Source organism: Inhella crocodyli (assembly GCF_004004565.1).
Lineage (GTDB): Bacteria > Pseudomonadota > Gammaproteobacteria > Burkholderiales > Burkholderiaceae_C > Inhella > Inhella crocodyli.
On the sequence record NZ_SACM01000001.1, the window covers coordinates 851,622 to 876,108 of the forward strand.

The 24,487-nt window shown below is 63.9% G+C and carries 23 protein-coding genes and 2 tRNA genes; 5 read left to right on the forward strand and 20 right to left on the reverse strand.

All coding sequences use genetic code 11. The annotated features are described in order from the left end of the window. The first annotated feature begins 63 nt into the window (after positions 1 to 63). Both EOD73_RS03970 and EOD73_RS03975 read left to right on the forward strand, forming a co-directional pair. Entirely contained in the window at positions 64 to 318 is a 255-nt protein-coding gene (locus EOD73_RS03970; RefSeq protein WP_127681061.1) for a type B 50S ribosomal protein L31, read from the forward strand. 82 nt (positions 319 to 400) lie between these two features. Continuing rightward, positions 401 to 2,098 carry a glycosyltransferase family protein gene (locus tag EOD73_RS03975; RefSeq protein ID WP_127681063.1) on the forward strand — a complete coding sequence of 566 codons (1,698 nt, stop codon included), beginning with the start codon at positions 401 to 403 and terminating at the stop codon, positions 2,096 to 2,098. Here EOD73_RS03975 and phoR read toward each other — a convergent pair. From phoR to EOD73_RS04000, 5 genes are all read right to left on the reverse strand, one after another. Further along, the gene (gene phoR, locus EOD73_RS03980) at positions 2,057 to 3,439 is read right to left on the reverse strand and encodes a phosphate regulon sensor histidine kinase PhoR (RefSeq protein WP_127681065.1); all 1,383 of its coding nucleotides are present in this window, start codon (positions 3,437 to 3,439) and stop codon (positions 2,057 to 2,059) included. The two genes, EOD73_RS03975 and phoR, sit on opposite strands and share 42 nt — an antisense overlap. Positions 3,440 to 3,455: 16 nt before the next feature. Continuing rightward, positions 3,456 to 4,793 carry a phosphoglucosamine mutase gene (glmM, locus tag EOD73_RS03985; RefSeq protein ID WP_127681067.1) on the reverse strand — a complete coding sequence of 446 codons (1,338 nt, stop codon included), beginning with the start codon at positions 4,791 to 4,793 and terminating at the stop codon, positions 3,456 to 3,458. A gap of 31 nt (positions 4,794 to 4,824) precedes the next feature. After that, positions 4,825 to 5,649 (reverse strand): dihydropteroate synthase, encoded by an 825-nt coding sequence (gene folP, locus EOD73_RS03990; protein WP_127681069.1) that lies wholly within the window; start codon positions 5,647 to 5,649, stop codon positions 4,825 to 4,827. Positions 5,650 to 5,712: 63 nt separating this feature from the next. After that, the gene (gene ftsH, locus EOD73_RS03995; RefSeq protein ID WP_127681071.1) at positions 5,713 to 7,626 is read right to left on the reverse strand and encodes an ATP-dependent zinc metalloprotease FtsH; all 1,914 of its coding nucleotides are present in this window, start codon (positions 7,624 to 7,626) and stop codon (positions 5,713 to 5,715) included. Positions 7,627 to 7,691: 65 nt separating this feature from the next. Beyond that, positions 7,692 to 8,381 carry an RlmE family RNA methyltransferase gene (locus EOD73_RS04000; protein WP_127681073.1) on the reverse strand — a complete coding sequence of 230 codons (690 nt, stop codon included), beginning with the start codon at positions 8,379 to 8,381 and terminating at the stop codon, positions 7,692 to 7,694. Between the two features lie 20 nt (positions 8,382 to 8,401). Here EOD73_RS04000 and EOD73_RS04005 point away from each other — a divergent pair, with 20 nt between their 5' ends. Then, on the forward strand, positions 8,402 to 8,866 hold the full coding sequence (locus EOD73_RS04005; protein ID WP_127681075.1) for a YhbY family RNA-binding protein: 465 nt from the start codon (positions 8,402 to 8,404) through the stop codon (positions 8,864 to 8,866). On the opposite strand, the gene EOD73_RS04010 is transcribed toward EOD73_RS04005, so the two are convergent. The 4 genes from EOD73_RS04010 to carA form a co-directional block, all read right to left on the reverse strand. Next, positions 8,823 to 9,344 carry a DUF4149 domain-containing protein gene (locus EOD73_RS04010; protein ID WP_259370320.1) on the reverse strand — a complete coding sequence of 174 codons (522 nt, stop codon included), beginning with the start codon at positions 9,342 to 9,344 and terminating at the stop codon, positions 8,823 to 8,825. The genes EOD73_RS04005 and EOD73_RS04010 overlap by 44 nt on opposite strands. Beyond that, positions 9,274 to 9,753 (reverse strand): transcription elongation factor GreA, encoded by a 480-nt coding sequence (gene greA / locus EOD73_RS04015; RefSeq protein ID WP_127681079.1) that lies wholly within the window; start codon positions 9,751 to 9,753, stop codon positions 9,274 to 9,276. The genes EOD73_RS04010 and greA overlap by 71 nt, the downstream gene beginning before the upstream one ends. A gap of 73 nt (positions 9,754 to 9,826) precedes the next feature. After that, positions 9,827 to 13,093: a carbamoyl-phosphate synthase large subunit gene (carB, locus tag EOD73_RS04020; protein WP_127681081.1), complete on the reverse strand. Its 3,267-nt coding sequence runs from the start codon at positions 13,091 to 13,093 to the stop codon at positions 9,827 to 9,829. Beyond that, complete coding sequence (gene carA / locus EOD73_RS04025) at positions 13,086 to 14,255, reverse strand: glutamine-hydrolyzing carbamoyl-phosphate synthase small subunit (RefSeq protein ID WP_240660584.1); 1,170 nt, start codon at positions 14,253 to 14,255, stop codon at positions 13,086 to 13,088. The genes carB and carA overlap by 8 nt, the downstream gene beginning before the upstream one ends. Before the next feature lie 233 nt (positions 14,256 to 14,488). Between carA and EOD73_RS04030 the strand changes: the two genes are divergently transcribed. Further along, positions 14,489 to 15,178, forward strand: coding sequence for a Bax inhibitor-1 family protein (locus tag EOD73_RS04030; RefSeq protein ID WP_127681083.1), 690 nt, complete (start codon positions 14,489 to 14,491; stop codon positions 15,176 to 15,178). 46 nt (positions 15,179 to 15,224) lie between these two features. Here EOD73_RS04030 and rlmD read toward each other — a convergent pair whose 3' ends face one another. Genes rlmD through surE form a run of 5 tightly spaced genes read right to left on the reverse strand, consistent with a single transcriptional unit; the run spans position 15,225 to position 19,977 of the window. Then, complete coding sequence (gene rlmD / locus EOD73_RS04035; RefSeq protein ID WP_127681085.1) at positions 15,225 to 16,577, reverse strand: 23S rRNA (uracil(1939)-C(5))-methyltransferase RlmD; 1,353 nt, start codon at positions 16,575 to 16,577, stop codon at positions 15,225 to 15,227. Between the two features lie 7 nt (positions 16,578 to 16,584). After that, positions 16,585 to 17,505: a sigma-70 family RNA polymerase sigma factor gene (locus EOD73_RS04040; RefSeq protein ID WP_127681087.1), complete on the reverse strand. Its 921-nt coding sequence runs from the start codon at positions 17,503 to 17,505 to the stop codon at positions 16,585 to 16,587. Positions 17,506 to 17,530: 25 nt separating this feature from the next. Further along, positions 17,531 to 18,427, reverse strand: coding sequence for a peptidoglycan DD-metalloendopeptidase family protein (locus EOD73_RS04045; RefSeq protein WP_127681089.1), 897 nt, complete (start codon positions 18,425 to 18,427; stop codon positions 17,531 to 17,533). Positions 18,428 to 18,472: 45 nt separating this feature from the next. Beyond that, positions 18,473 to 19,237 (reverse strand): protein-L-isoaspartate O-methyltransferase family protein, encoded by a 765-nt coding sequence (locus tag EOD73_RS04050; protein ID WP_127681091.1) that lies wholly within the window; start codon positions 19,235 to 19,237, stop codon positions 18,473 to 18,475. After that, complete coding sequence (surE, locus tag EOD73_RS04055) at positions 19,234 to 19,977, reverse strand: 5'/3'-nucleotidase SurE (protein ID WP_127681093.1); 744 nt, start codon at positions 19,975 to 19,977, stop codon at positions 19,234 to 19,236. The genes EOD73_RS04050 and surE overlap by 4 nt, the downstream gene beginning before the upstream one ends. 137 nt (positions 19,978 to 20,114) lie before the next feature. Between surE and EOD73_RS04060 the strand changes: the two genes are divergently transcribed. Further along, complete coding sequence (locus EOD73_RS04060; protein WP_127681095.1) at positions 20,115 to 20,849, forward strand: LuxR C-terminal-related transcriptional regulator; 735 nt, start codon at positions 20,115 to 20,117, stop codon at positions 20,847 to 20,849. A gap of 58 nt (positions 20,850 to 20,907) precedes the next feature. Here EOD73_RS04060 and EOD73_RS04065 read toward each other — a convergent pair. From EOD73_RS04065 to EOD73_RS04090, 6 genes are all read right to left on the reverse strand, one after another. Further along, a tRNA-His gene (locus EOD73_RS04065) sits at positions 20,908 to 20,983 on the reverse strand. A 37-nt stretch (positions 20,984 to 21,020) separates the two neighbouring features. After that, positions 21,021 to 22,925, reverse strand: a complete 1,905-nt coding sequence (locus EOD73_RS04070; RefSeq protein ID WP_127681097.1) for a SurA N-terminal domain-containing protein — start codon at positions 22,923 to 22,925, stop codon at positions 21,021 to 21,023. Positions 22,926 to 23,036: 111 nt separating this feature from the next. Continuing rightward, a tRNA-Val gene (locus tag EOD73_RS04075) sits at positions 23,037 to 23,112 on the reverse strand. Positions 23,113 to 23,118: 6 nt separating this feature from the next. After that, a complete protein-coding gene (locus EOD73_RS04080; protein WP_127681099.1) occupies positions 23,119 to 23,391 on the reverse strand; it encodes an HU family DNA-binding protein in 273 nt (90 codons plus the stop codon). A 118-nt stretch (positions 23,392 to 23,509) separates the two neighbouring features. Next, positions 23,510 to 24,085, reverse strand: coding sequence for a CDP-diacylglycerol--glycerol-3-phosphate 3-phosphatidyltransferase (pgsA, locus tag EOD73_RS04085; RefSeq protein ID WP_127681101.1), 576 nt, complete (start codon positions 24,083 to 24,085; stop codon positions 23,510 to 23,512). A 21-nt stretch (positions 24,086 to 24,106) separates the two neighbouring features. Next, positions 24,107 to 24,430: a hypothetical protein gene (locus tag EOD73_RS04090; protein WP_240660585.1), complete on the reverse strand. Its 324-nt coding sequence runs from the start codon at positions 24,428 to 24,430 to the stop codon at positions 24,107 to 24,109. Positions 24,431 to 24,487: the final 57 nt, after the last annotated feature.

A 24,487-nucleotide genomic window follows, 5' to 3' on the forward strand; every position in this document is an offset into this window, starting at 1 on the left:
CCCAAGGCAAGTGCGACGCCCAACCGAGGAAGTCGCGGCTACCGACGTCACGCAGAGGTTCTCATGAAAGACGGCATCCACCCGAACTACCGCGAAGTCTGCTTCGTGGACCTGTCCAACGGCTTCAAGTTCGTCACCCGCTCGACGGTGCAGACGAAAGAAACTATCAAGATGGAAGATGGTCGCGAGCTGCCGCTCATGAAGCTGGAAACCACCAGCGAAACCCACCCGTTCTACACGGGCACGCAAAAGAGCGTCGACAACCTGGGCGGCCGCGTCGAGAAGTTCCGCAACAAGTTCGCGCACCTCAAGAAGTAATCGCCGGTCCCACCGACCCGGGTTTCTTCCCCCCAAAAGAGCAGCCTGCGGGCTGCTTTTTTGTTGCCATCATCCACCCTTGATGAACCGCCCCACTCCTGCCCTCGTCAGCGAAGCCGGTGCCCGCCCCCTGTCGCGCTGGGTGCTTTGGGTCTTGTGCCTGTGCTACCTGTTGCCCGGTCAGTGGCTGCGGGACGCCTGGCGGCACGCCGACCTGACCGCCTATGGCTACATGGCGTCGCTAGCGCGCGGCGACAGTGCTTGGCTCAAGCCCACCTTGGCCGGCGTTGGACCGGAGGACGGGGCCCTGCTGCCCTACTGGCTCGGAGCGATGGCCATCCGCCTGTTCGCCTTCGCCGACCCGGTGCTGGCGTCTCGTTTGCCGTTCGTGCTGGCCTTGGCAGGTGTGTTGGCCTTGGTCTGGTATGCCGCATTCCACCTTGCCCGCACCGAGTCGGCGCAACCCGCACCGTTCGCGTTTGGCGGGGAGGCGGATACCGTGTCCTATGCGCGGGCCATGGCCGATGCGGCCGTGTTGGCGCTGTTGGCCACTTTGGGCCTCCTGCAAATGGGGCACGAGGCCACTGGCGATGTCGTGCAGTTGCTGGGGGTCAGCCTCTGGACCTACGCCTTGGCAAGCGCCCCGTACCGTGGACGGCGTGCACAAGCCCTCATGGTCCTGGCACTCGCCGGGCTCGCGCTGTCTGGGGCGCCCATGCTCGCGCAATTGCTTGGCCTGGGCGGTCTTGTCGTGTGTCAGTTTTCAAGGTTCGAAGGCGCCCGCCGTCTTCGCTGGGGCTTGCTCACCGGCATGCTTCTCGGTGGCGCACTGGCCAGCATGATTGGGGCCTGGGGGTGGCGACTGCACAGCATGTCCTGGCCCCAGGTCGACAGTTGGACGCGACAACTGGCTTGGTTCACCTGGCCGACCTTGCCTCTGGCCATCTGGACGCTGTGGCGCTGGCGTGCGTTCCTGGGCAGCCGGCACGTGGCCGTGCCCTTGACGCAGTGGCTGGTGTGTTTGGGGGCTGCGTTGGCCATGGGCGGCAGCGACCGCGCCTTGCTCTTGACGCTTCCCGCACTGGCGGTGCTCGCCGCATTTGCCTTGCCCACGCTGCGCCGCAGTTGGAGTGGCATGGTCGATTGGTTCTCGCTCTTCTTCTTCAGTGTGGGCGCCCTGTTCATCTGGGCCTACTACTTGGCCCTCCAAACCGCATGGCCCCCGCGACTGGCCGCCAACCTCCAGCGCTTGGCGCCGGACCTGGCGGTGCGCTTCGAGCCCCTGATGCTGCTCATGGCCCTGCTCGCCACCGGCGCATGGGTGGCCCTCGTGCGCTGGCGCAGCAGCCGACAGCGCGCCGCGCTTTGGCGCACCCTCGCCCTCCCGGCAGGGGGGGTGGTGTTGGCTTGGGTGCTGGTGATGACGCTGTGGTTGCAGCCTTTGAACTTGGGGCGCTCCAACACCACTTTGGTTCAGCGCCTGCAAGCGCACATCCCGGCCACGGCCCAATGCGTGGCGGCGCACGGAACTCCCCGCTCCTTGTGGGCCAGCCTAGAGACGCAGGGCGCGTGGACCGTCAAGGTGTCACCAGAGGCGGCGCTCGTGTGCGACTGGATGGTTCAGGTCTTGCCAAGGGATGCCGCCCCGCAGACGCCTCCGGGTTGGTCGGTGGCCGGCGCCGTGGAGCGCCCGACCGAACGCGATGCCAGGTACTGGGTGCTGGCCAAGCGGCCGGTGTCAGCGCTCGCGGCCGAAAAGCGCCAAGGGCGCGGGGGCTGATTCCTCCCCCAGCATGAGCTGTGCGGGTTCAGCGCCACCCCGAACCCGCAGCGCCGGCCAGACCAAGCTGAAGACCGACCCGACACCGACTTCGCTCTCGACCCGCAGCTCGCCACCGTGGCGTTGGCACACGTGCTTGACGATCGACAAGCCCAAGCCAGTTCCCCCCGTGGCCCTGGAACGGCTGCCATCCACGCGGTAGAAGCGCTCGGTCAAACGCGGCAAGTGCTCGGCCGCGATGCCGCTGCCGGTGTCGGTCACGTGCAGGGCGACGCCCCCATCGGGCAGTTGCTCCACGCCAAGGGCGATCTGCCCCCGCTCGGCCGTGTACCGAACGGCATTGCTGAGCAAGTTCGTGAGGGCGCTGTGCATCTCCGACTCGATGCCCGCCAATTCCAAGCCCGTGGGGCCAGGCCAATGGAGTTGGTGCCGACCGGCGGAGAGACCGACCACCTCGCTGATCACCAAGCCGATCAACTCGTCCAACGAAAACCAGGTGTCTGGGCTCGGCCTCGGACTGCCTTCCAAGCGCGCCAGGGTCAGCAGGTCGTCGACCAGGGCTTGCATCCGCATGGACTGCTGCCGCATCAGCTCCAGCACCCGATCCCGCTCCGCCCCGTCCAAGCGCAAGGTCGTCAGGCTTTCCACGAAGCCACTGAGCGCCGCCAACGGGGTTCGGATTTCGTGCGACACATTGGCCACGAAGTCGCGGCGCATGGCATCGTTCCGCTCGCGCTCGCTCACATCTTGGCTGAGCAGCAGCATGGCCCCCTCGCCATAAGTGCGCAGCATCACAGCGATGCTACGGCCGTCGTGCAGGGCCAGCGTCACGGCCTGCTGGGTGTTGCGCGACTGCAAGTGCTGCACAAAGGCCGGATGCCGAATCAGGTTCGTGATGCGCTGCTGCAAGTCGCGCTGCGGGTGAAGTTGGAAGTGCAGCCCTGCCTGGGCGTTGAGCCACGCGATCTGCTCATTGGCATCCAACAACAACACGCCGTTGGGCGAGGCCTCGATGGCCTGAAGGAATTCCGCCAACCGCGACTGCTCGCGTTTGAGCTCCCGACGGTTAGTTTCGACCAAACGCTCAATGCGGTAAGTCAGATCGCCCCAAGCCCCTTCTTCGGCCGGTGGTGCCAGGGACCGGGGCGATCGCAGCCAAGCGAGCAAGCGCTGGGTTCGCCAAGCGTCCAGGGCACCCAGCCCCAAGGCCACGAGCAGCGCCGTGGCGATGGCCACGAGCACGCCGTGGTCGTTGACCCATGGCAGGCTGATGGCCACCGCAACGGCACCCACGACAACCCCCAAAACCGCCAGGGCACGGAACCAGCGCGATCGCGTCACCCCGCCCTCCCCGCGATCAACGCAGCGTGGCGGCCAGGCGCTCGGCGCAGGCGCGTGCGCGCCCAGCGTCTTGGGCCTCCACCATCACCCGCACCAAGGGCTCTGTGCCCGAGGCACGGATCAGCACCCGACCGGTTCGCCCCAATTCGGCTTCAACCGCTGCCTGCTCCGCTTGCAAGGCGGTGTTGCCTTTCCAGTCTTGCCCCGCCTGCAAACGAACATTGATCAGCGTTTGCGGGAAAAGTTGAACGTCGGCCAGCAACTCCGCCAGGCTGCGCCCGCTGCGGACCACGGCCTGCAACACGAGCAAGGCGCTCACCATGCCGTCGCCCGTGGTGTGCTTGTCCAGGGCGAGCAAGTGACCCGAGCCCTCTCCCCCCAACTGCCACCCGCGAGCCACCAACTCTTCGAGCACGTAGCGATCGCCCACCTTGGCCCGCACGAAACCCACGCCCGCGCGCTGCAGCGCCAACTCCACCGCCATGTTGGTCATCAGCGTGCCCACTGCGCCGGGCACAGGCGCCCCGGATTGCAAGCGGTCTTGAACCAAGAGGTAAAGCAGTTCGTCCCCGTTAAACAGGCGCCCCTCGGCATCGACCATTTGCAGGCGGTCGGCGTCGCCGTCGAGAGCGACCCCATAGTGAGCCCCGTGCTCGCGCACGGCGGCCTGGAGTGCGGCGGGCTCCGTGGCGCCGAAACCCGCATTGATGTTGAAACCGTCCGGGCTGCAGCCGATGGGCACCACTTCGGCGCCGAGTTCGTGGAGCACATCGGGCGCCACGTGGTAAGCCGCACCATGGGCGGCGTCCACCACCACCTTCAAGCCCTTGAGGCTCAGATCGGCGCCAAAGCAGGCCTTGCAAAACTCGATGTAGCGACCGCGCGCGTCGGCCAGTTTGCGCGCCTTGCCCAACTCGCGACTGCCCGCCCACTGGGGCGGCGTCTCCAGCGCAGCCTCCACCTCCAACTCCCAGGCATCGGGCAGCTTTTCGCCCTTGGCCGAAAAGAACTTGATGCCGTTGTCCTCGAAGGGATTGTGCGAAGCACTGATGACCACCCCCAGGTCCAGACGAAGGGTGCGGGTCAAGTAAGCAACCCCAGGGGTGGGAAGCGGCCCCGTCAGCAGCACGTTGGCCCCCACGGACACGAGCCCGGCCTCCATGGCCGACTCCAGCATGTAGCCCGAAATGCGGGTGTCTTTGCCAATGAGCACCGTGGGCTGACGCCCACCCCCGTGGCGACGCAACACTTGCCCAACGGCTTGTCCCAAACGCATCGCGAAATCCGCCGTGATGGGCGGTTGGCCCACGGTGCCGCGGATGCCATCGGTGCCGAAATACTGTCGCTTGCTCATGGTCTGCGATCCAACTTGATTTGTTCTGTTTTCATTGTCCAGCAGCCCGCCACACACGCAGGGCATCAACCGTGGGGGCCACATCGTGCACACGCAACACATGGGCACCTTGCTGTGCCGCCAGCAAGGCCGCCGTCACGCTGGCCGCCAGCCGTTCGCCTACACCACGACCCGTGATCCACCCCAAGGTGGACTTGCGCGACCAACCGACCAGCACCGGGTGGCCCAACAAGGCCAACGCGGGCAAGCACTGCGAGAGCCGTAGGTTCTGCGCTGCGGACTTGGCAAATCCCAGGCCCGGGTCCAAGGCGATTCGGGCGGCAGCCGTCCCGGCACGCTGAAGGGCATTCGCCCGCCCCGCCAAATAGCCCTTCACCTCCTCCACCACGTCGGCGTACTGGGTCAACGACTGCATGGAAGCGGGGTCACCGCGCATGTGCATCAAGCACACCCCCGCCTGGGGATGCTGCGCCAAAACCGCTTCGGCGCCAGGCGCCGTCAGCGCATGGATGTCGTTGATGACGTCCGCTCCCAGATCCAAGGCTTGCTGCATCACTTGCGGTTTGCAGGTGTCGATAGAAATGGGCACCCCCAGAGACAGCGCCCCAGTCAACACCGGCTCCAAGCGCCGCCACTCCTCGTCGGCGGGCACGCGTGGCGCGCCGGGACGGCTGGACTCGGCGCCCAGGTCCAGCATGAGCGCCCCCTCCCGCAGCAACTGCTCGCAATGCCGAAGCGCCGCCCGCGGCGAGTCGCACACCCCCCCGTCCGAGAAGGAGTCTGGGGTGAGGTTCACGATGCCCATCACCACAGGTTGGCGAAGGTCAATGCGAAAGCGGGTGGTGTCCCAATGCATGTTGGTTCTGCAATGAACGAAGGGCCCCGGAGGGCCCTTTCGTGAGCACGGAGGACAGTGCGGTCAAACGGCAGCGGCGTTGGCGGTTCCCGCTTCGGCCACCGCAGTGCCGCCGCCACCATTAGGGCTGTCCGACGGACTGCTGCCGGACTCCTTCGGCGCCCTGGGCGGCCGCCCCTGCATGATGTCGTCAATCTGGTCGCCGTCGATGGTTTCCCATTCCAGCAGGGCCTTGGCCATCGCATGCATCTTGTCGCTGTGCTCCTCGATCAAACGACGCGCAACCGCGTACTGCTCGTCAATGATGCGGCGCACTTCGGCATCCACCTTGCGCATCGTTTCCTCGGAGATGTTCTTGGTCTGCGTGACCGAGCGCCCCAAAAACACCTCGCCCTCGTTCTCGGCGTAGACCATGGGCCCCAAGCTGTCCGTCATGCCGTAGCGCATGACCATGTCCCGAGCGATGGCCGTGGCGCGCTCGAAGTCGTTGCTGGCGCCCGTGGTCATTTGCCCCATGAACACCTCCTCGGCGATGCGGCCACCGAACAGCATGGACAAGGTGCTGAGCATGCGGATCTTGTCCGTGCTGTAGCGATCCTTTTCGGGCAAGGAGACGGTCACCCCCAACGCCCGGCCTCGCGGAATGATCGTCACCTTGTGCACCGGATCGAGCTTGGGCAGCAGCCGTCCGATCAGGGCGTGGCCGGCTTCGTGGTACGCCGTGTTGCGGCGCTCTTCTTCGTCCATCACCATCGAGCGGCGTTCGGCGCCCATCAAGATCTTGTCCTTGGCGCGCTCGAAGTCGATCATCTCCACGATGCGGGCGCTGCGACGGGCGGCAAACAAGGCAGCCTCGTTGACCAAATTGGCCAAGTCCGCGCCTGAGAACCCAGGGGTGCCGCGCGCAATGATTTCCGCCTTCACGTCCCCGCCCAACGGCACCTTTCGCATGTGCACGTTGAGGATTTGCTCGCGGCCGCGGATGTCGGGCAGGGTCACGTAGACCTGGCGGTCAAAACGCCCTGGACGCAGCAAAGCCGGGTCCAAGATATCGGGCCGGTTGGTGGCCGCCATCACGATCACGCCCAGGTTCGTTTCGAACCCGTCCATTTCGACGAGCATCTGGTTCAGCGTTTGCTCGCGCTCGTCGTTGCCACCCCCAAGCCCGGCACCGCGGTGACGGCCGACCGCATCGATCTCGTCGATGAAGATGATGCAGGGCGCGTTCTTCTTGGCCTGCTCGAACATGTCGCGCACGCGGGCCGCGCCAACGCCGACGAACATCTCGACGAAGTCCGAGCCCGAAATCGTGAAGAAGGGCACCTTGGCCTCCCCCGCGATCGCTTTGGCCAACAAGGTCTTGCCGGTGCCCGGAGGGCCCACCAACAGCACGCCGCGAGGGATGCGGCCGCCCAGCTTCTGGAACTTCTGCGGGTCCTTGAGGAAGTCAACCAGTTCCTTGACCTCTTCCTTGGCCTCGTCACAACCCGCCACGTCGGCGAAGGTCGTGCTGTTGTTGTTCTCGTCCAGCATGCGGGCCTTGCTCTTGCCGAAGCTGAAGGCTCCGCCTTTGCCGCCGCCCTGCATTTGGCGCATGTAGTAAATCCAAATGCCGATCAGCAGCAGCATGGGGCCCCAGCTGATCAGGATCGTCATCAAGAGCGACTGCTCTTCGCGCTGCTTGACCTCGAACTGAACCCCATTGCGGATCAAATCGCCGGTCAGGCCACGGTCCAACACCGACCCGATCGTCCGCACCGTCGTCCCGTCCGACTTCTTGGCCGTGATTTCGATGTTGCCCGGCCCCTCTTGGATCTGGACGCTGGCGATCTCTCGCGCGTTGACCTGCTTCAGGAAATCGGAATACCCGATGGTGTCGGCCCTCGCGGCCGCCTTGTTGAACTGGTTGAAGACCATGAACAGCGCCAACAAGAGCACCGCCCAAACCGCGACCTTCGAGAACCACTGGTTATTCACTGTTCATTCCTTCCAGGCTCCGGCCCAGGGTGATGGCCAGAGAGATGCGGCCGATTCTAGGGAGTTCAAGGTGCGAGCTTGCCGCCGAGGCGCAATCGCCGGCCCACCAAGAAGGTTTCCGCCGACCGGTCGCGGCTGGCCTTGGGCTTGATCGGCTTCACCACATGGAAATGCTGTTGGAACAGCTTGACCAGTTGGCTGTAACCACTGCCATGGAACACCTTGCAAACCAGGGTCCCCTCGGGCTTGAGGTGCTGCCCGCAGAACTCGATCGCCAATTCGATCAAATGCTCGATGCGGGCGGCGTCGGCCGATTCGATGCCCGACAGGTTGGGGGCCATGTCAGAGACCACCACGTCCACGGCCGCGCCAGCCAGGGCCTCGGCCAGTTGATCGGCGACGTTCTGCTCGCGAAAGTCGCCTTGGATGAAATGCACGCCCTCGATCGCCTCGAAAGGCAGCAGGTCCAAGGCCAAGATGCGCCCGTCCAACTCGCCCACCGCGGCCCCCCCAACGCCCGCCACCTTCGGCGCAAACTTGCGGCGCAGGTACTGGCTCCAGGCTCCTGGCGCGGCGCCGAGGTCCACCACCACCTGGCCCGGCTTGATCAGCCTCAGTTCCTCGTCGATTTCCTTCAGCTTGTAAGCCGCGCGAGACCGATAGCCCTCGCGTTGGGCCAACTTGACGTAGGGGTCGTTGATGTGGTCGTTCAACCACGCCTTGTTGACCTTCTTGCTCTTGGTTTGAACCTTCATGCCCCAACGATAATCCCGCAATGACTGCATTGACCCTGAACAGCGCCCAGCGGCGCGATTTGCGTGCCCAGGCGCACCACCTGGACCCCGTCGTGATGATCGGGGGCGACGGTTTGACGGCCGCCGTGATCAAAGAGACCGATGCGGCACTGAAGGCCCACGGACTGATCAAGGTGCGCGCCATGGTGGAAGACCGCGCAGCCCGCGAAGCGGCCTTCGTTCAGCTGTGCCACGACCTCGACGCGGCCCCCGTGCAGCACATCGGCAAACTTTTCGTCATCTGGCGTCCCATGCCGGAAAAGGTCAAAACCGAACGGGACGACGCAAAACCCGGTCCGCGCATCGTGAAGGTGGTGACGGCGGCGAAGAGTGCCAACCGGCGCCCCCAGGTCAAGAAGGTGCGCCTCTTGGGCAACGAGCGGGTCACGCCTGGCGGCCTGATCAAGCGCGCGAAGCCTTCCCGGCCGAAGAGTCACAAGAAGTAATCGAGGCCCACGCCAAGGCCGCAACGACCAAAGCCTTGGCGCCAAAACAGGCCAGCGACGCCGCATGGAGCAGGGCGAAGCTGGCGCTGGCTTGGCCCGACTTGGCTTGGGCCATCCAAGGCTGCAGTGCGTCGTAGCCCAAGACGGCCAGGAACACTGCGGCGGCCGGCAGCGTCAAAAACCGGTTGAACACCACCCGGCCCTCGTGCTGCTGTCGTTGCCGGCGTTGCTCCACCAAGAGCAGCAGCACCCCGAGCAGCATGCTCACCCGGGCATCCATCCAGAACAGCCTGCCCACGTAGGCTCCAGCCTCGGTCCGGGCCAAAGTGGCGAACGCATTCGGCGCGGCCATCAATGCCACGCACAGAAGCTGGCCCAACCACGCAGCGGCCAGCAGGGCTCGGGCCTTATTCGTAGCGCACCTCGACGATTTCGTAAGCGCGAACGCCGCCGGGCGCTTGCACCTCGGCCACGTCACCGGCCTCTTTGCCGATCAGGGCGCGCGCGATGGGCGAACTGATGGAAATCTTGCCTTCTTTCAGGTCGGCCTCGTCGTCGCCGACGATTTGATAGGTGACCTCTTTGCCGTCGCTCTCGTCCGAGAGGTCCACGGTGGCGCCGAACACCACCCGCCCACCGGCGTCCAGGGTCTTGGGGTCGATGATTTGGGCGGCCGACAGTTTGCCCTCGACCTCTTGGATGCGGCCTTCGATGAAGCCCTGCTTGTCTTTGGCGGCGTCGTACTCGGCGTTCTCGCTCAAATCACCCTGGGCGCGGGCCTCGGCGATCGCTTGGATGACCGCCGGACGTTCGACGTGCTTCAGGCGCTGCAACTCTTCGCGCAGCTTTTCTGCGCCGCGGACGGTCAAAGGGATCTTGTTGCTCATGGTGCTCGGGTCAAAAACAAGCCGCCGCCCTGGCAAGCCGGGGCGGCGGCGTTCATCAAAGTAGGGCTGGAGTTTAGGTCAGCTCGGCATGCAACTCTTGCAGAGAGCGCACCAGGAGCCCATCTTGGTGCTTCATGCCTTCGACCGCGGCCTCACAGCCGGCCATGGTCGTGTAGTAGGTAACCCGGTTGGCCAGCGCCGCCTGACGGATGTAGCGGCTGTCGGCAATGGCCGTGCGAGTCTCGTCCACGGTGGTGAACACCAGATGGATGTCACCGCCCTTGATCGAGTCCACGATGTTCGGGCGCCCCTCTTTGATCTTGTTGATGGAGCGAACGGGCACGCCCACTGCCTCGATGGCCGCTGCTGTGCCCCGCGTGGCGATGATCCCGAAACCCAGGGCGTGCAAGTCCCGGGCCAATGCCACGGCACGGGCCTTGTCGCCGTTCTTCACGGTGATCAGCACATTGCCCGAGCGCGGCAGACGCGAACCTGCCCCAATTTGGCTCTTGAGCATGGCCTCCCCGAAGGTCTTGGCCGCGCCCATCACCTCACCGGTCGAGCGCATCTCGGGGCTCAAGATGGGGTCCACGCCGGGGAACTTGTTGAAGGGGAACACCGCTTCTTTGACGCTGAAGTAGGGCGGCGTGACCTCTCGCGGCACCTCGCCACCCAGGCCTTTCTGGTCCTTCAACTTCACGCCGGCCATGCAACGGGCGGCGATCTTGGCCAGTTGCTGGCCCGTGGCCTTGCTGACAAAGGGCACGGTGCGCGACGCACGTGGATTGACCTCCAGCACATAGACCGTGCAAGCATCCAGCCCGGCGGTAACGTCGCCTTGCACAGCAAACTGCACGTTCATCAGGCCCACGACCTTCAAGGCCTTGGCCATCGCAGCGGTTTGGCGGCGCAATTCGTCCTTCAAAGCCTCGCTCAAGGTGTAGGGCGGCAGCGAGCAGGCCGAATCACCGCTGTGGATGCCCGCCGCCTCGATGTGCTCCATGATCCCGCCGATCAGCACATCCTCGCCGTCGCTGATGCAGTCCACGTCGACTTCGACCGCGTCCTCCAAGAAGCGGTCGAGCAGCACGGGCGACTTGTCGGACACGCGCACCGCCTCACGCATGTAGCGCTCCAAGTCCTTGTCGCCGTGCACGATCTCCATCGCCCGGCCGCCCAACACGTAGCTGGGGCGCACGACCAGCGGGTAACCGATCTCGTTGGCCAGTTGCAGCGCAGCGTCTTCGGTCCGAGCGGTGCGATTGGGCGGCTGCTTCAAGCCCAGCGCATGCAAGAGCTGCTGGAAGCGCTCGCGGTCTTCGGCCACGTCAATGCTGTCGGGAGTCGTGCCAATGATGGGCACGCCGGCACGCTCCAAGTCGAGCGCCAGCTTCAGCGGCGTCTGTCCGCCGTACTGCACGATCACCCCGACCGGCTTTTCCTTGTCGACGATCTCCAGCACGTCTTCCAGCGTCACCGGTTCGAAGTAGAGGCGGTCGCTGGTGTCGTAGTCGGTCGACACGGTTTCCGGGTTGCAGTTGACCATGATGGTCTCGTACCCGTCTTCGCGCATGGCCATGGCGGCATGCACGCAGCAGTAGTCGAACTCGATGCCCTGGCCGATGCGGTTCGGCCCGCCACCGAGCACCATGATCTTCTTCTTGTCGGTGGGCTCGGCCTCGCACTCCTCGTCGTAGGTCGAGTAGAGGTAGGCCGTCTCCGTTGCGAACTCAGCCGCACAGGTGTCCACCCGCTTGTACACGGGACGAACGTTCAGTGCGTGGCGCTGGGCGCGCACCGCGTGCTGGTTGGTCCCCAGCAGCGCGGCCAAGCGCTTGTCGCTAAAGCCCATTTGCTTGTACGCGCGCAGTTCGGCCGCATCCAAGCTGACCAAGGTGCGTCCCTGCAAGCGCTGCTCGGCCTCGATGATCTCGGCGATCTCGCGCAAGAACCACGGGTCGATGGCGGTCTCGCGCTGGACTTCGTCGAACGGGATGCCCACTCGGAAGGCGTCCGCCAGGTAAAGGATGCGATCGGGCCGGGCTTCGCCGATCTGCTCCAGAATTTCGTCGCGGTCGCTGCTCTTGGGCGTCAGGCCGTCGATGCCCGTCTCCAGGCCACGCAGGGCCTTCTGGAAGCTCTCTTGGAAGCTGCGGCCCATGGCCATCACCTCGCCCACCGACTTCATTTGCGTCGTCAAACGCGAGTCGGCCATTGGGAACTTTTCGAAGGCGAAGCGCGGGATCTTGGTGACGACGTAGTCGATGCTGGGCTCAAACGACGCCGGGGTCGCGCCGCCCGTGATGTCGTTCTTCAGCTCGTCCAAGGTGTAGCCCACCGACAACTTGGCGGCGATCTTGGCGATCGGGAAGCCGGTGGCCTTGGAGGCCAAGGCCGATGAGCGCGACACGCGCGGGTTCATTTCGATGACGATCATGCGGCCGTTGGCCGGATTGATCGAGAACTGCACGTTGGAGCCGCCGGTGTCCACGCCAATTTCACGAAGGATGGCGATGGAGGCATTGCGCAGGCGCTGGTACTCCTTGTCGGTCAGCGTTTGCGCCGGGGCCACCGTGATGGAGTCGCCCGTGTGGATGCCCATCGGGTCCAGGTTCTCGATCGAGCACACGATGATGCAGTTGTCGGCGCGGTCGCGCACAACTTCCATCTCGTACTCCTTCCAGCCCAGCAAGCTCTCTTCGATCAGCAACTCGTTGGTGGGCGAAAGGTCCAAGCCGCGCTTGCAGATCTCTTCAAACTCTTCCGGGTTGTAGGCGATGCCGCCACCGCTGCCGCCCAGGGTGAAGCTGGGGCGGATCACCATGGGGAAGCCACTGCCGCCGATCTCCGCTTGGATGCGCCGTTGCACGGCCCAAGCCTCTTCCAGCGAGTGCGCGATGCCGCTCTTGGCCGAGTCCAGGCCGATCTTGGTCATCGCGTCCTTGAACTTGCTGCGGTCTTCGGCCTTCTCGATGGCGTGCTCGTTGGCGCCGATCATCTCAACGCCGTACTTGGCCAACACGCCTTCGCGGTGCAGGTCCAGCGCGCAATTCAGGGCCGTCTGGCCCCCCATCGTGGGAAGCACAGCGTCTGGGCGCTCTTTGGCGATGATCTTCTCCACCACCTGCCAGGTGATGGGCTCGATGTAGGTTGCATCGGCCGTCTCCGGGTCGGTCATGATCGTTGCCGGATTGCTGTTGACCAGGATGACGCGATAACCCTCTTCCCGCAGTGCCTTGCAGGCCTGGGCGCCGGAGTAGTCGAACTCGCAGGCCTGGCCGATGACGATGGGGCCAGCGCCGATGATCAGGATGCTTTTGAGGTCTTGGCGCTTAGGCATTCTTCTTGTTCTCCATCAGGGCAACGAAACGATCGAACAGGGTGCCGATGTCATGCGGCCCCGGGCTGGCTTCGGGGTGGCCCTGGAAGCTGAAAGCGGGTTGGTCCGTGCGGGCGATGCCCTGCAGGCTGCCGTCGAAGAGGCTGACGTGGGTGGCGCGGAGCGTGGCCGGCAGGGTGTCGGCATCTACCGCAAAACCGTGGTTCTGGCTGGTGATGCTGACGCGACCAGTGTCCAGGTCCTTGACGGGATGGTTGCCCCCATGATGACCGAACTTCATCTTGTACGTCTTGGCCCCACTGGCCAGCGCCAGAATCTGGTGCCCCAGACAAATACCGAACGTAGGGATGCCCCGCTCGACCAAGGTTTGCGTGGCCGCGATCGCGTAATCACAGGGTTCGGGGTCGCCGGGGCCGTTGGACAAAAACACACCGTCCGGCGCGAGTTCCAACACCCGGGAGGCAGGCGTTTGCGCCGGCACCACCGTCACGCGGCAACCGCGAGAAGTCAGCATCCGCAGGATGTTGCGCTTGACGCCAAAGTCATAGGCCACCACGTGGAAAGGCCGTTGCGCGGGGCGCGTGAACCCCTCGCCCAAGGCCCACTCCCCCTCGATCCACTCGGCCTCGTCGGCGCGGCTGACCACCTTGGCCAAGTCCTGGCCCGCCATGCTGGGCGCTGACTGCGCGGCAGAGAGGGCGTCGGCCCAGTCCGACTCGCTCACCGCCCGCCCCGGCTCCAAGGCCACGATGCAGGCATTCTGTGCCCCGGTGCGGCGCAAGATGCGCGTCAGGCGTCGGGTATCGATGCCAGCGATGCCCACGCAGCCCTCGTCCACCAGGTAGTCCTGCAAGCGCCGTTGGCTGCGGAAGTTGCTGGGGTTGGCCGGCACCTGCCGCACCACCAAGCCCGCGGCGTGAATGTGGGGGGACTCCAGGTCCTCGTCCGTGACGCCGTAGTTGCCGATGTGCGGGTACGTCAGGGTGACGATTTGGCGGCAGTAACTGGGGTCGGTCAGGATCTCCTGGTACCCGGTCAAGGCCGTGTTGAACACCAACTCACCGACCGTCCGGCCAGTGGCGCCAATGGCGTGGCCGAGGAATCGTGAACCGTCAGCGAGCACCAGCAGCGCAGCGCCGGTGGAAGGGTTGGGCAATGACAAAAGGCGGCTCCGTTGTGAGCGCGCCCCGCCTGCCTCAATTCATGCGGCCTCTGCTGGGGATTCGAAGGAGTGTGGGTTCGAGGCGCGCTGGTTCAGGGTAAACCTTAGGAGTATAGCCGGACCGCCATTTCGCCCGCGGCGCAGCCAAGGCCCTTGAATTGGGAAGGCTTCGACCCATGTGCCACCAGTTCCTAAAATCAATGTTGTTTCCATTTCTATCAGGAGCCTTCCCGATGAATCAACCGCTGCAAGGCCATTTCGGCAACTACGTCGCCAGCGCGCAAGAGCGCAATCGCGTGCTGCGCAACACGTACGCGCTGCTCGCCGTGTCGCTCTTGCCCACCGTTGCTGGGGCTTGGCTGGGGGTGACCACCGGCCTCTTGGCCAACATGGGCGTTGGTTTGTCCCTGGTCTTGTTCTTGGGCGTCTCATTCGGACTAATGTGGGCCATCGAGAAAAACAAGAACCGCGCAGCTGGCGTTTACTTGCTGCTGGGCTTCACGTTCTTCATGGGCTTGATGCTGTCGCGGCTGGTGGGCCGGGTGCTGGGCTTCTCCAACGGCGGCACGCTGATCGGCGTCGCGTTTGGTGGCACTGCGGCCGTGTTCTGCACGATGGCCATGTTGGCGGCGGTGATCAAGCGGGACCTGTCCAACATGGGCAAGTTCCTGACCGTTGGCGCGGTGATCCTGCTCGTCGCGGTCGTGGCCAATGTCTTCCTGGCGTCCAGCGCATTGATGCTGACGATCCTGGTGGCCATGCTGGGGTTGTTCAGTGCGTTCCTGTTGTACGACCTCAAGCGCATCATGGACGGCGGAGAGACCAATTACGTCACCGCCACGCTGGCCGTCTACTTGGACCTGTTCAACATCTTCCAAAGCCTGCTGTCGTTGCTGGGTGTGTTCGGCGGAGACCGCGAGTAAGTCTTCCCGCAAATGCAAACAAAAGGGGGCTGTCGAGCCCCCTTTTTTATGGCCGGTCGAAGACCGCGATGCTTTCCGTGTGCGCGGTGTGCGGGAACATGTTGACCACACCAGCGGCACTCAATCGGTAGCCTGCCAAATGGACCAACACACCAGCGTCTCTCGCAAGCGTGGCTGGATTGCAGCTGACATACACGATGCGCTCGGGCGGTTGCCACCCCGGCGCCAAGCTGGGGTCTGCCACCGCGTCGGCCACCGCCTTGGCCAGGGCAAATGCCCCCTCCCTCGGCGGATCCACCAACCATCGCCGAGCTGACCCATACTTCACGAAGTCGAGGGGGGCCAACTCGAATAGATTTCGGGCCTCGAACGCCACGTTGTCGATGCCGTTGAACCGGGCGTTCTCTCGCGAACGCGCCACCAACGTGTCACTGCCTTCGATGCCCAGCACCTGACTCGCTTGACGCGCCAGTGGCAGGGTGAAGTTGCCCAAACCACAAAACCAGTCGATGACCCGCTCGTCCGGTTGGACGGCCAACAAGCGCAAGGCACGCTCCACCAGCAGCCGGTTGATGTCGTGGTTCACCTGCGTGAAGTCCGTGGGACGGAACGGCATCGTCACGCCAAACTCGGGCAAGCGGTACGCCAAGATTGGCCCACCTGCATCGAGCAAACGCACGGTCTCCGGCCCCTTGGGCTGCAACCACCATTGAACATCGTGCTGTTTCGCGAACGCCCGCAAGAGTTCGATGTCAGGTGCTGACAAGGGCTCTAGGTGGCGAAGCACCAAGGCGGTGACGTCATCGCCCATGGCCAATTCAATCTGCGGCAACCGCTCCCGGGCCTCCATCCGCCCGATCAGGTCCCTCAGGGGCATCAACATGGCACTGACCTTGGGCGGGAGCACGGCACAGGTTTCCATGTCAGCCACGTAGCGGCTCTTGCGCTCGTGAAAGCCGATCAACACAACGCCCTTTTTCGCCACGTAGCGCACGGACAAGCGAGCGCGCTTTCGGTAGCCCCAAGGCGCCCCCTCCATGGGGCGAAGCACCCGGTCGGGCACGACCTTGGCCAAATGCTTGAGGTTGTCTTCGAGCGCGCGTTGCTTCACCGCCACCTGGGCACTGGGGTGCAAATGCTGCATCTTGCAGCCCCCACAAGCGCCCGTGTGAAGGCCGAAGTGAGGGCAAGTTGGCCGCACGCGCTGGCTGCTTTCTTTCCGCAGGGCCAGCAAGGTTCCTTGCTCCCAGTTGTTCTTACGCCTGCCGATCTGAACCTGTGCCTGCTCACCGGGCAGCGCGCCGTCGATGAAAACCACTTTGCCATCGGCGCGGTGGGCCACGCCTTGCGCCTCCAGGTCGATGGACTCGACCGTCAACCATTCGTCTTGGGATGTCATCCCCAGATTAGAACAAGGCATCGCGTCGGACGCCCTGCTGAAGCAGGTTGCGACGCAACTTCTCCAAGGCTTCCAACTGAATCTGACGCACACGCTCTCGGGTCAACTGAAGCTCTTGCGCCAGGGCGTCCAAGGTCTGGGGCTCAACGCGTCCCAATCCATAACGCCCTCTCAACACGGCCTTTTCACGGCCGCTGAGTCCCGCCAAGCCCGAATTCAACAGGGCCTCCGCTTCGTGACGCAAGCGCTCGGCCTCCGGACCCGGTACACCGACATCCGCGACATCGACCACCAACGCGTCACCGCCAGAGTCCGCCGGCGCATCCAAGGAGGTGGGCGCCTCCATGTAGGTCAACAACTCCTCAACCTCCCCCAGGGGACGCTTCAGGACGGCGGCAATGTCTGCGGTCCGAATGGATCCCTCCGGAGCATGTGGCAAGGCCTCCAGCGCACGTCTGGCGCGCAACACCTGGTTCAACTCTTGGACAACGTGAACAGGAAGCCGCACCAAACGCGCCTGGTGCATCAGTGCACGCTCCATCGCCTGGCGGATCCACCAACTGGCGTAAGTCGAGAAGCGAAAACCTCGCTCGGGCTCAAACTTGTCGATCGCGTGCATCAAGCCCAGGTTGCCCTCCTCGATGAGGTCGGACAGCGGCAAGCCCCGCCCCATGTAGGTCTTGGCCACGGAAACGACCAAGCGCAGGTTGTGCTCGATCATGCGCTGTCGCGCAGGGAAGTCGCCAGCGCGCGCCAGGGAGGCGGTCGCGAACTCCTCTTCGGGCGAGAACAAGCGAGTTCCCCGGATGTCTCGCAAGTAATGCTGCAAAACGTTCGCGCCGCCACCCGACCCGCCCACCTTGGCGGCAGGAGACCGAGGATCCTCGTCCAAACCTTCGCGATCCAGGGAGGACGGTGAGCGCTTCATCGCAGCACGAGCCTCCCCACAAGCCCTAGCGCGGCGGCAAAAGGCGAGCGGGATCCACCGGCTTGCCTTTGCGCCGGATTTCGAAGTGCAACTTCACGGCGTCGGTGTCGCTGCTGCCCATGTCGGCGATGTGCTGCCCCTTCTTGACGACCTGGTCTTCCTTGACCAGCAAGGTTTGGTTGTGCGCGTAAGCGCTCAGGTAAACGTCGTTGTGTTTCAGGATCACCATGTTGCCGTAGCCGCGCAAGCCCGCCCCGGCGTACATCACCCGGCCATCTGCGGCCGCATAGACCGGATCACCTGCCTTTCCGGCAATGGCCAAGCCCTTGACATTGCGCGCTTCATCAAAAGGCGCACTCACTGAGCCATTGGCAGGCCAAGCCCAATTCAGATCACCCTCACCCACAACAACGCTCGCGGAGGTCGACGACGGGCCTGCCGTAGCGGGGGCCGATGTCGCAGGGACTGAAGCGGTCACCACTGGGGCCTTGACGTCTCCCCGCGGCTCCAAAGGCCGCGGCGTCGACGGGGTGGGTGGTGCGACCGGTCGCGTGGTCGCCAACTCTGAGGAGGACGGTGCGGTGACACGCAACACCTGCCCAACTTCGATCAGATTGGGATTGTCCAGCCCGTTCCACCGCGCCAAGTCTCGCCAACTCTGGCCTTGGTCCAACGCGATGCGGATCAGGGTGTCACCAGGCTTCACGGTGTAGAACCCTGGCCGGGCGACTTCGGCCACAACCGGCTTGCCTTCCGGCTGAGTCGAGGGCAACGTTACCGGGCTCGCGGGTGCGCTGCTTCGGTCCTCCACGGGTGCGCGGTGGGGCTTCATGGGGGCGCACGCCGCGACCCCCAAAACCAAGCCGACGGCACCGATGCGTCGACCCAGATCAACAGAACGTTCAAAGGCTTTGGAGAGCATCACACAGCAATCATTGGCAGGTCGCAACGCGGTGCCACTCGAGGGTCAAATGACGCCAGATTTTAGAGGGACGAACAAGACACCCTCTTGCGTGGTACGACGCCACTCGCTGCGACCCGCGATGACCTCATGGTCGACGATCGTCAGCAACTGGCCTGACCCGCCATGCTGAGTGGGCGCGACCAAACGCCCCCCCGGGGCCAACAGCTGCAGCCAAGCCTGCGGAATCTCTTCACCTCCAGCTGCAGACACGATGCTGTCGAAGGGGCCTCCCCATACCGGAACCCCTTGGCCGTCAGCGTGCCAGAGCACCGGTGAACGACGCCAGCTCAGCTCGGATCGCAAAGACTGCAGCTTCAGCTTGGCGCCTTCGTGGAGCGCCTGAATCCGCTCCACGCTGGTCACGTCTGTTGCCAAACAGGCCAACAATGCCGCCTGGTAGCCACACCCTGTGCCAATCTCAAGCACCCTGCCGAGATGGCCCAAATGGCGGGCCTGTTGTCCCTGGCGCAGCAGGCTCAACATCCGAGCCACCACCGACGGTTTGGAAATCGTTTGTCCGTGACCAATCGGCAACGCCGTGTCCTCGTAAGCCTGGGGCGCCAAGGCACTGTCGACAAACCGATGGCGAGGCACGCGATCCATCGCACTCAACACCACCTCGTCGAAACCGCCGCCACGCCGAAGCCGAGACACCATGCGCGCACGCACTCCCGGTGAGTCCAACCCTATGCCACTCGGAGCCACCAAGCGTGCCGCATCGGCCACGGCCTGGTCCAGCAAGCGCTGGGGACGCAAGACCCGGCTCATGCCAGGCGCCGTCGCCAGTGATCCAACTGCGCGTGGTGCGTCAGGTCGATCTGCAGGGGGGTGATGGACACCTGGTTCTGCGAGATTGCATAGAAGTCGGTGCCCTCGCCCGCTTCCCGCACATCGCCCGGGGGACCGATCCAGTAAATGGTTTCGCCGCGGGGATTGACCTGTGAGTAAGACGCCGAGTTGGCATGTCGCCGCCCCAGTCGAGTGACCACCCGAGGCAGGCGCTCCGCGTGAGGATGGTTGGGAATGTTGACGTTCAACAAGAAGGCCTCGTCCAACGGGCCTGCGAGCACCTGCTCCACGATGCTCCTCGCCGTGCGAGCGGCTGCATCCAGTTCTCGCCAATCCCGTTCCGCTTGCGAAAACGCGATGGCAGGGATACCGAACAGATAGCCCTCCGTCGCAGCCGCCACGGTGCCGGAGTAGATCGTGTCGTCGCCCATGTTGGCGCCGTTGTTGATCCCGCTCAACACCAAATCGGGTCGCCAGTCCTTCAGCAGGGCCGTCAGGGCCAAGTGCACGCTGTCTGAAGGCGTCCCGTTGACAAACCGAAACCCATTGGCCGCACGATGCACGTTCAATGGGCGATGAAGCGAGAGCGAATTGGACGTGCCACTGGCGTTCTGCTCAGGCGCGACCACCTCGATCTCTCCTAGACCCTGGCAAGCCTCCACCAAGGCTGCCAAGCCAGGCGCCAAATAGCCGTCGTCGTTTGCAATCAGGATTCGCATCGGCAGATTGTAGGAACCCGCGCAGCCCGCCTTGACCTCGTTCGCAGCGACACTCTCGACCACAGGTTGCCCCCGGGGTCGGGGGGCGATCCATGCGATTCGCTTGGTTAGCATCAACCGATCAAAGCAAGGTCCTCATGTCGGTCAAAGTTCTTATCCTGGAAGACAACCCTGTTGCACGAAGCTTTCTGTGCAAGGTCGTTCGCGAAAGCTTCAGCGACGCGTTGCAGATCGTTGAAGCAGCCGATCTCGAGAGTGCTCGCCGGGAGGTTCAAGTCCATGGGATGGACCCGCTCAATGGCATCAAGTTGATGTTGGTGGACCTAGAACTGCCCGACGGCAATGGCATGGACCTGCTGAGCGATTTGATGGGCACACCACCCCTCAAAGTCGTCACGACGCTCTACTCTGACGACGAGCACCTTTTTCCAGCGCTGCAGTGCGGGGCCGATGGGTACTTGCTCAAAGAAGATCGCTTCGAAGTGTTGGTCGAAGAGTTGCAGCGCATCGTCCGCGGACAGCCTCCCCTATCGCCCGCCATCGCCCGTCGACTGCTGGGGCACTTCCGACCGGCCCACGCCGATACTGCGCCGTCAGGCTTGCATTCGAATTTCGGTGCGCTCGGCGGAAACGGCCCCAACTCCCGTCCGGTGCCCTTGGACCCGACAAGCGGAGAAACGGCGCGCTTGTCGCCTCGCGAGAACGAGGTGCTCACTTACCTGAGCAAGGGCTTCACGATCAAGGAAATCGCCAATTTGATGGGCATCAAGTGGTACACGGTCAACGACCACATCAAGTCGATCTACAAGAAGTTGAACGTGTCGAGCCGGGCAGAAGCGGCGGTGCTCGCCAGCAAACAAGGCTTGGTGTAAACCGGTAATGCCGAACAACAAAAAAGGCGCCAAAGGCGCCTTTTTTTGTGGATCTCGTTGGGGTGGCTGACGGGACTCGAACCCGCGACAACAGGAATCACAATCCTGGACTCTACCAACTGAGCTACAGCCACCACCGAAGCCTGCCAGTATAGCAAGCATTTCAGGATCTCAAGGCGTCGAAGCCGCCTTTGCAGGGGCCTTGACCTTGACCGAAGTCTTCACGCTGCGCTTCAAGGCCTCCACGTACGCTTCGCCCTCGGCCTGCAACCAGTTCTGGGCGACCAAGCGGGCCATGTCTTGGCTGCTCATCACGCCTTCCTTAGGCTTGCCTACCGCCGACAGGCGAACGACCCAGTACCCCGCGCGGCCCGCATCTTGTCCAAAAGTGTTGGGCAACTTACTTGCGTCGGCGCGCAAAACCGCCTCCAACACCTCGCGAGGGAGACCTTCGGGCTGCGCACGAGACACCCACTTGGGTTCGCCAAGTCCCGCGTCGCTTGCATCCTTCAAGCGCTTCTCCCCCTCCGCCTTGGCCAAGGCAGCTGCACGCTGCTGCACCAACTCCGCGCGCATCATCGGGCTCACCGTTTCAAGCGGCGGCGCCGCGGCAGGACGGTGCGTCACCACGCGCGCCGAAACCAACTGGTTGGGCGCCGTCTCGATGGCCTCCGTGTTGTGCTTCGCCCGCACGGCATCGGGAGCGAACACCGCCTCCAACAGCTTGGGAGAAGCCCACACGCCGGTCGTGCCCATGGCAGGTTGGCGGGCAACCGTTGCAGTCTGGATGCTGAGACCGAGTTTCTCCGCGGCAGGCTTCAGCGAGGTGGCCTGTTCAAAAACCAAGTTGGTGAACTGCTCGCTCAAGGCTTGCATTTGCTTGCGTGCCGATGCCGACCGCAACTCTTCCTCCAGTTCCACCTTGACCTCATCGAAGGCACGTACTGCGCCGCCTCGCGTTTCTCGCGCCAAGATCAGGTGGAACCCATCGTCGGTCTGCACTATCGGACTGACTTCACCGTCCTTGAGTGCAAAGGCCGCTTCGTCGAACGCCTTGGGAAAGGCACCTTTGGCATTGAAGCCCAGGTCGCCGCCCTGGGCCTTGGACGCCTCGTCGTCGGAGTACTGACGCGCCAAGTCGGCAAAGCGCTGAGGCGACTTCACGATCTCAGCCCGCCATCCTTCAAGCTTGTCGCGCGCGGCCTTTTCGCCGGCCGCCCCTGCCTTGGCGTCAACACGCAGCAGGATGTGCGCGAAACGCCGCTCTTCGGGCGCCGCGTATTTGCTCTTGTTTGCCTCGTAGGCTTGGCGGAGTTCGGCATCACTCACCGAGACTTTTGCTTTCAGGGCGTTGGCGTCCAACACCAGGTACTCCACGTCCGCCGACTCCGGCCGAAGCCAACGCTTTTGCGTGTCGGCCTGTTTGTAGTACGCGGCGACATCTTCGTCGCTGACTTGCACTTGGGCGGCGAAGCCGTCCGCCACGAACTTTTGCCAACGCACCTCACGCTGCTGTAGCAACGCCACATGGGCCAAGTCGCCCAGCTTGGTGCCACCTTGCTCGGGGGCCGCCGGCACCGAGACAGGCGCGAGGATCTGCCGCATTTGGATGTCCTTGCGCAGCAATTGCACGAACCCTTGCTCGGTCAATCCCTGCGCCGCCAGGATGGCAGTGTTGAGCTTGCCATCGGGCGTCCGGTACGACGAAGACAACTGCGGATCGCGATCGAACATGGCCTTGACCCGCGCATCGTCCACCACCAGCAATTGCCCCGTCGCCGCGGCGGCCAGTGCACGTTGGTCCACCAGCGATTGCAGCGAGCGCATCTTGCCCTCGTCCGAATCCAAAACCTTGGGATCGACGCGCGGATCACGCTCGCGCTGCCGTTCGGTGAACTTGCGATGCTCGGCGTCCCACTCGGCTTGCGTGATGCCGTGACCGTCCACCGACGCCACCGACGCTCCGGATGCCTCCATGAAGCTGCTGTACCCGGTGGGAGCCACGAAAGCCACCACCAGCAAGGAAAGCAGCCCCCCCATCAGCCAACGGGTGTTGGCACGCACAAACTCAAACATGCAAGTTCCTCAGATCCACCAGCACATGCCGGTGGCGACAACAAAAAGGCGAACTGACGTTCGCCTTTGGACCGATTAGGAATTTTAGGTGGCCTTGGTCAACCGGCCGAATGGTGGGTGCTAACGGGCTCGAACCGCTGACCTACGCCTTGTAAGGGCGCCGCTCTACCAACTGAGCTAAGCACCCAGGGCTTCAGTTGAGCGCGTCCTTCAAACCTTTGCCCGGCTTGAACTTCGGCGACTTGCTGGCCTTGATCTTCATCGGTTCTTTGGTCTTGGGGTTCAGGCCGGTGCGGGCCTTGCGCTTGACCACACTGAAGCTGCCGAAGCCCAGCAGCGACACGGTGCCGTTCTTCTTCAGCGTCGTGCGCACGCCACCGACGAACGCTTCCAGGGCGCGCTGGGCGGCCGCCTTGGAAATGTCAGCTTGCTTGGCAATGTGTTCAATCATTTCGGTCTTGTTCACGGCGATTCCTCTCTTGTTGGGCACCCGGCCTGGCCGATCGCGGCAGGCGGAAGGGCGCGAATTCTAGGCGCCGTCTTGAGCGATCAGGGCAGGCACAAACGCTGACCCGATCGCCACATCAGCGCGCCCGGGCTCGAATCTCTGGCAGGGCCTTGCGCAAGTAGTACACCATCGACCACACCGTCAACACGACGGCACCGGCCAACAGCCAAAGGCCCCAGGCTCGGGTGGGGATGACGCCGAACAACAGGCCGTCGTACAGCAAAAAGGGGATGGCAACCATCTGCGCAGTTGTCTTCAGTTTGCCCACCATGTGAACCGCCACACTGGCCGATGCGCCCAACTGGGCCATCCATTCGCGAAGGGCACTGATGGCGATTTCGCGCCCGATGATCACGAGCGCGAACAAGGCGCCAAGGCTGCCCAATCGCCCCTGCTCCAACAGCACCAGCAGGGAGGCACACACCAGGAACTTGTCGGCCACAGGATCCAAGAAAGCACCGAACGCGGAAGACTGGTTCAGCCGGCGAGCCAAATAGCCATCCAGCCAATCCGTCAGTGCCACGGCAACGAACAGGACCGTTGCCATCAGGTTTTTGACGTCGGGCCCCAAGGGCAGGTGGAAGACCCCCGCGATCAGCGGAATGGCCACGATCCTGGCCCAGGTCAACAGCGTGGGGATGGTGAAGAACATGTTCGAGATTGTGCGCGCGCCTTACTGCAGACCTCGCGGCTTGAAACGACGGGCCTCGTCGAACAAGAACGTTTCAACAAACATTCTGGGTTCCGGCATTCGGGACAGGTCCCCGTATGGGGCGCCGCGGTGGACCGCTGCAATGGCCAACTGCACGGTGTCTTTGGCTTGTCGCGGTTCGCGGAGCACGGTGATGCGACGCACCGTGCCGTCGGCATGCAAGTCCACGCGCAGCACAGGTACGGCGAGGAGGATGTCGGGCGGCTTGCCCAAGTACACCCGATCGGCATTTTGCTCGGCCAGGCGCTGTGCCGCGTAGCGCTCCAACGCCTGTTGGCTGCGCAATGCCGGCGCGGGCGCCACTCCCAGAGACGAGGGGGGCGCGGATGACGCCCCTGGCCG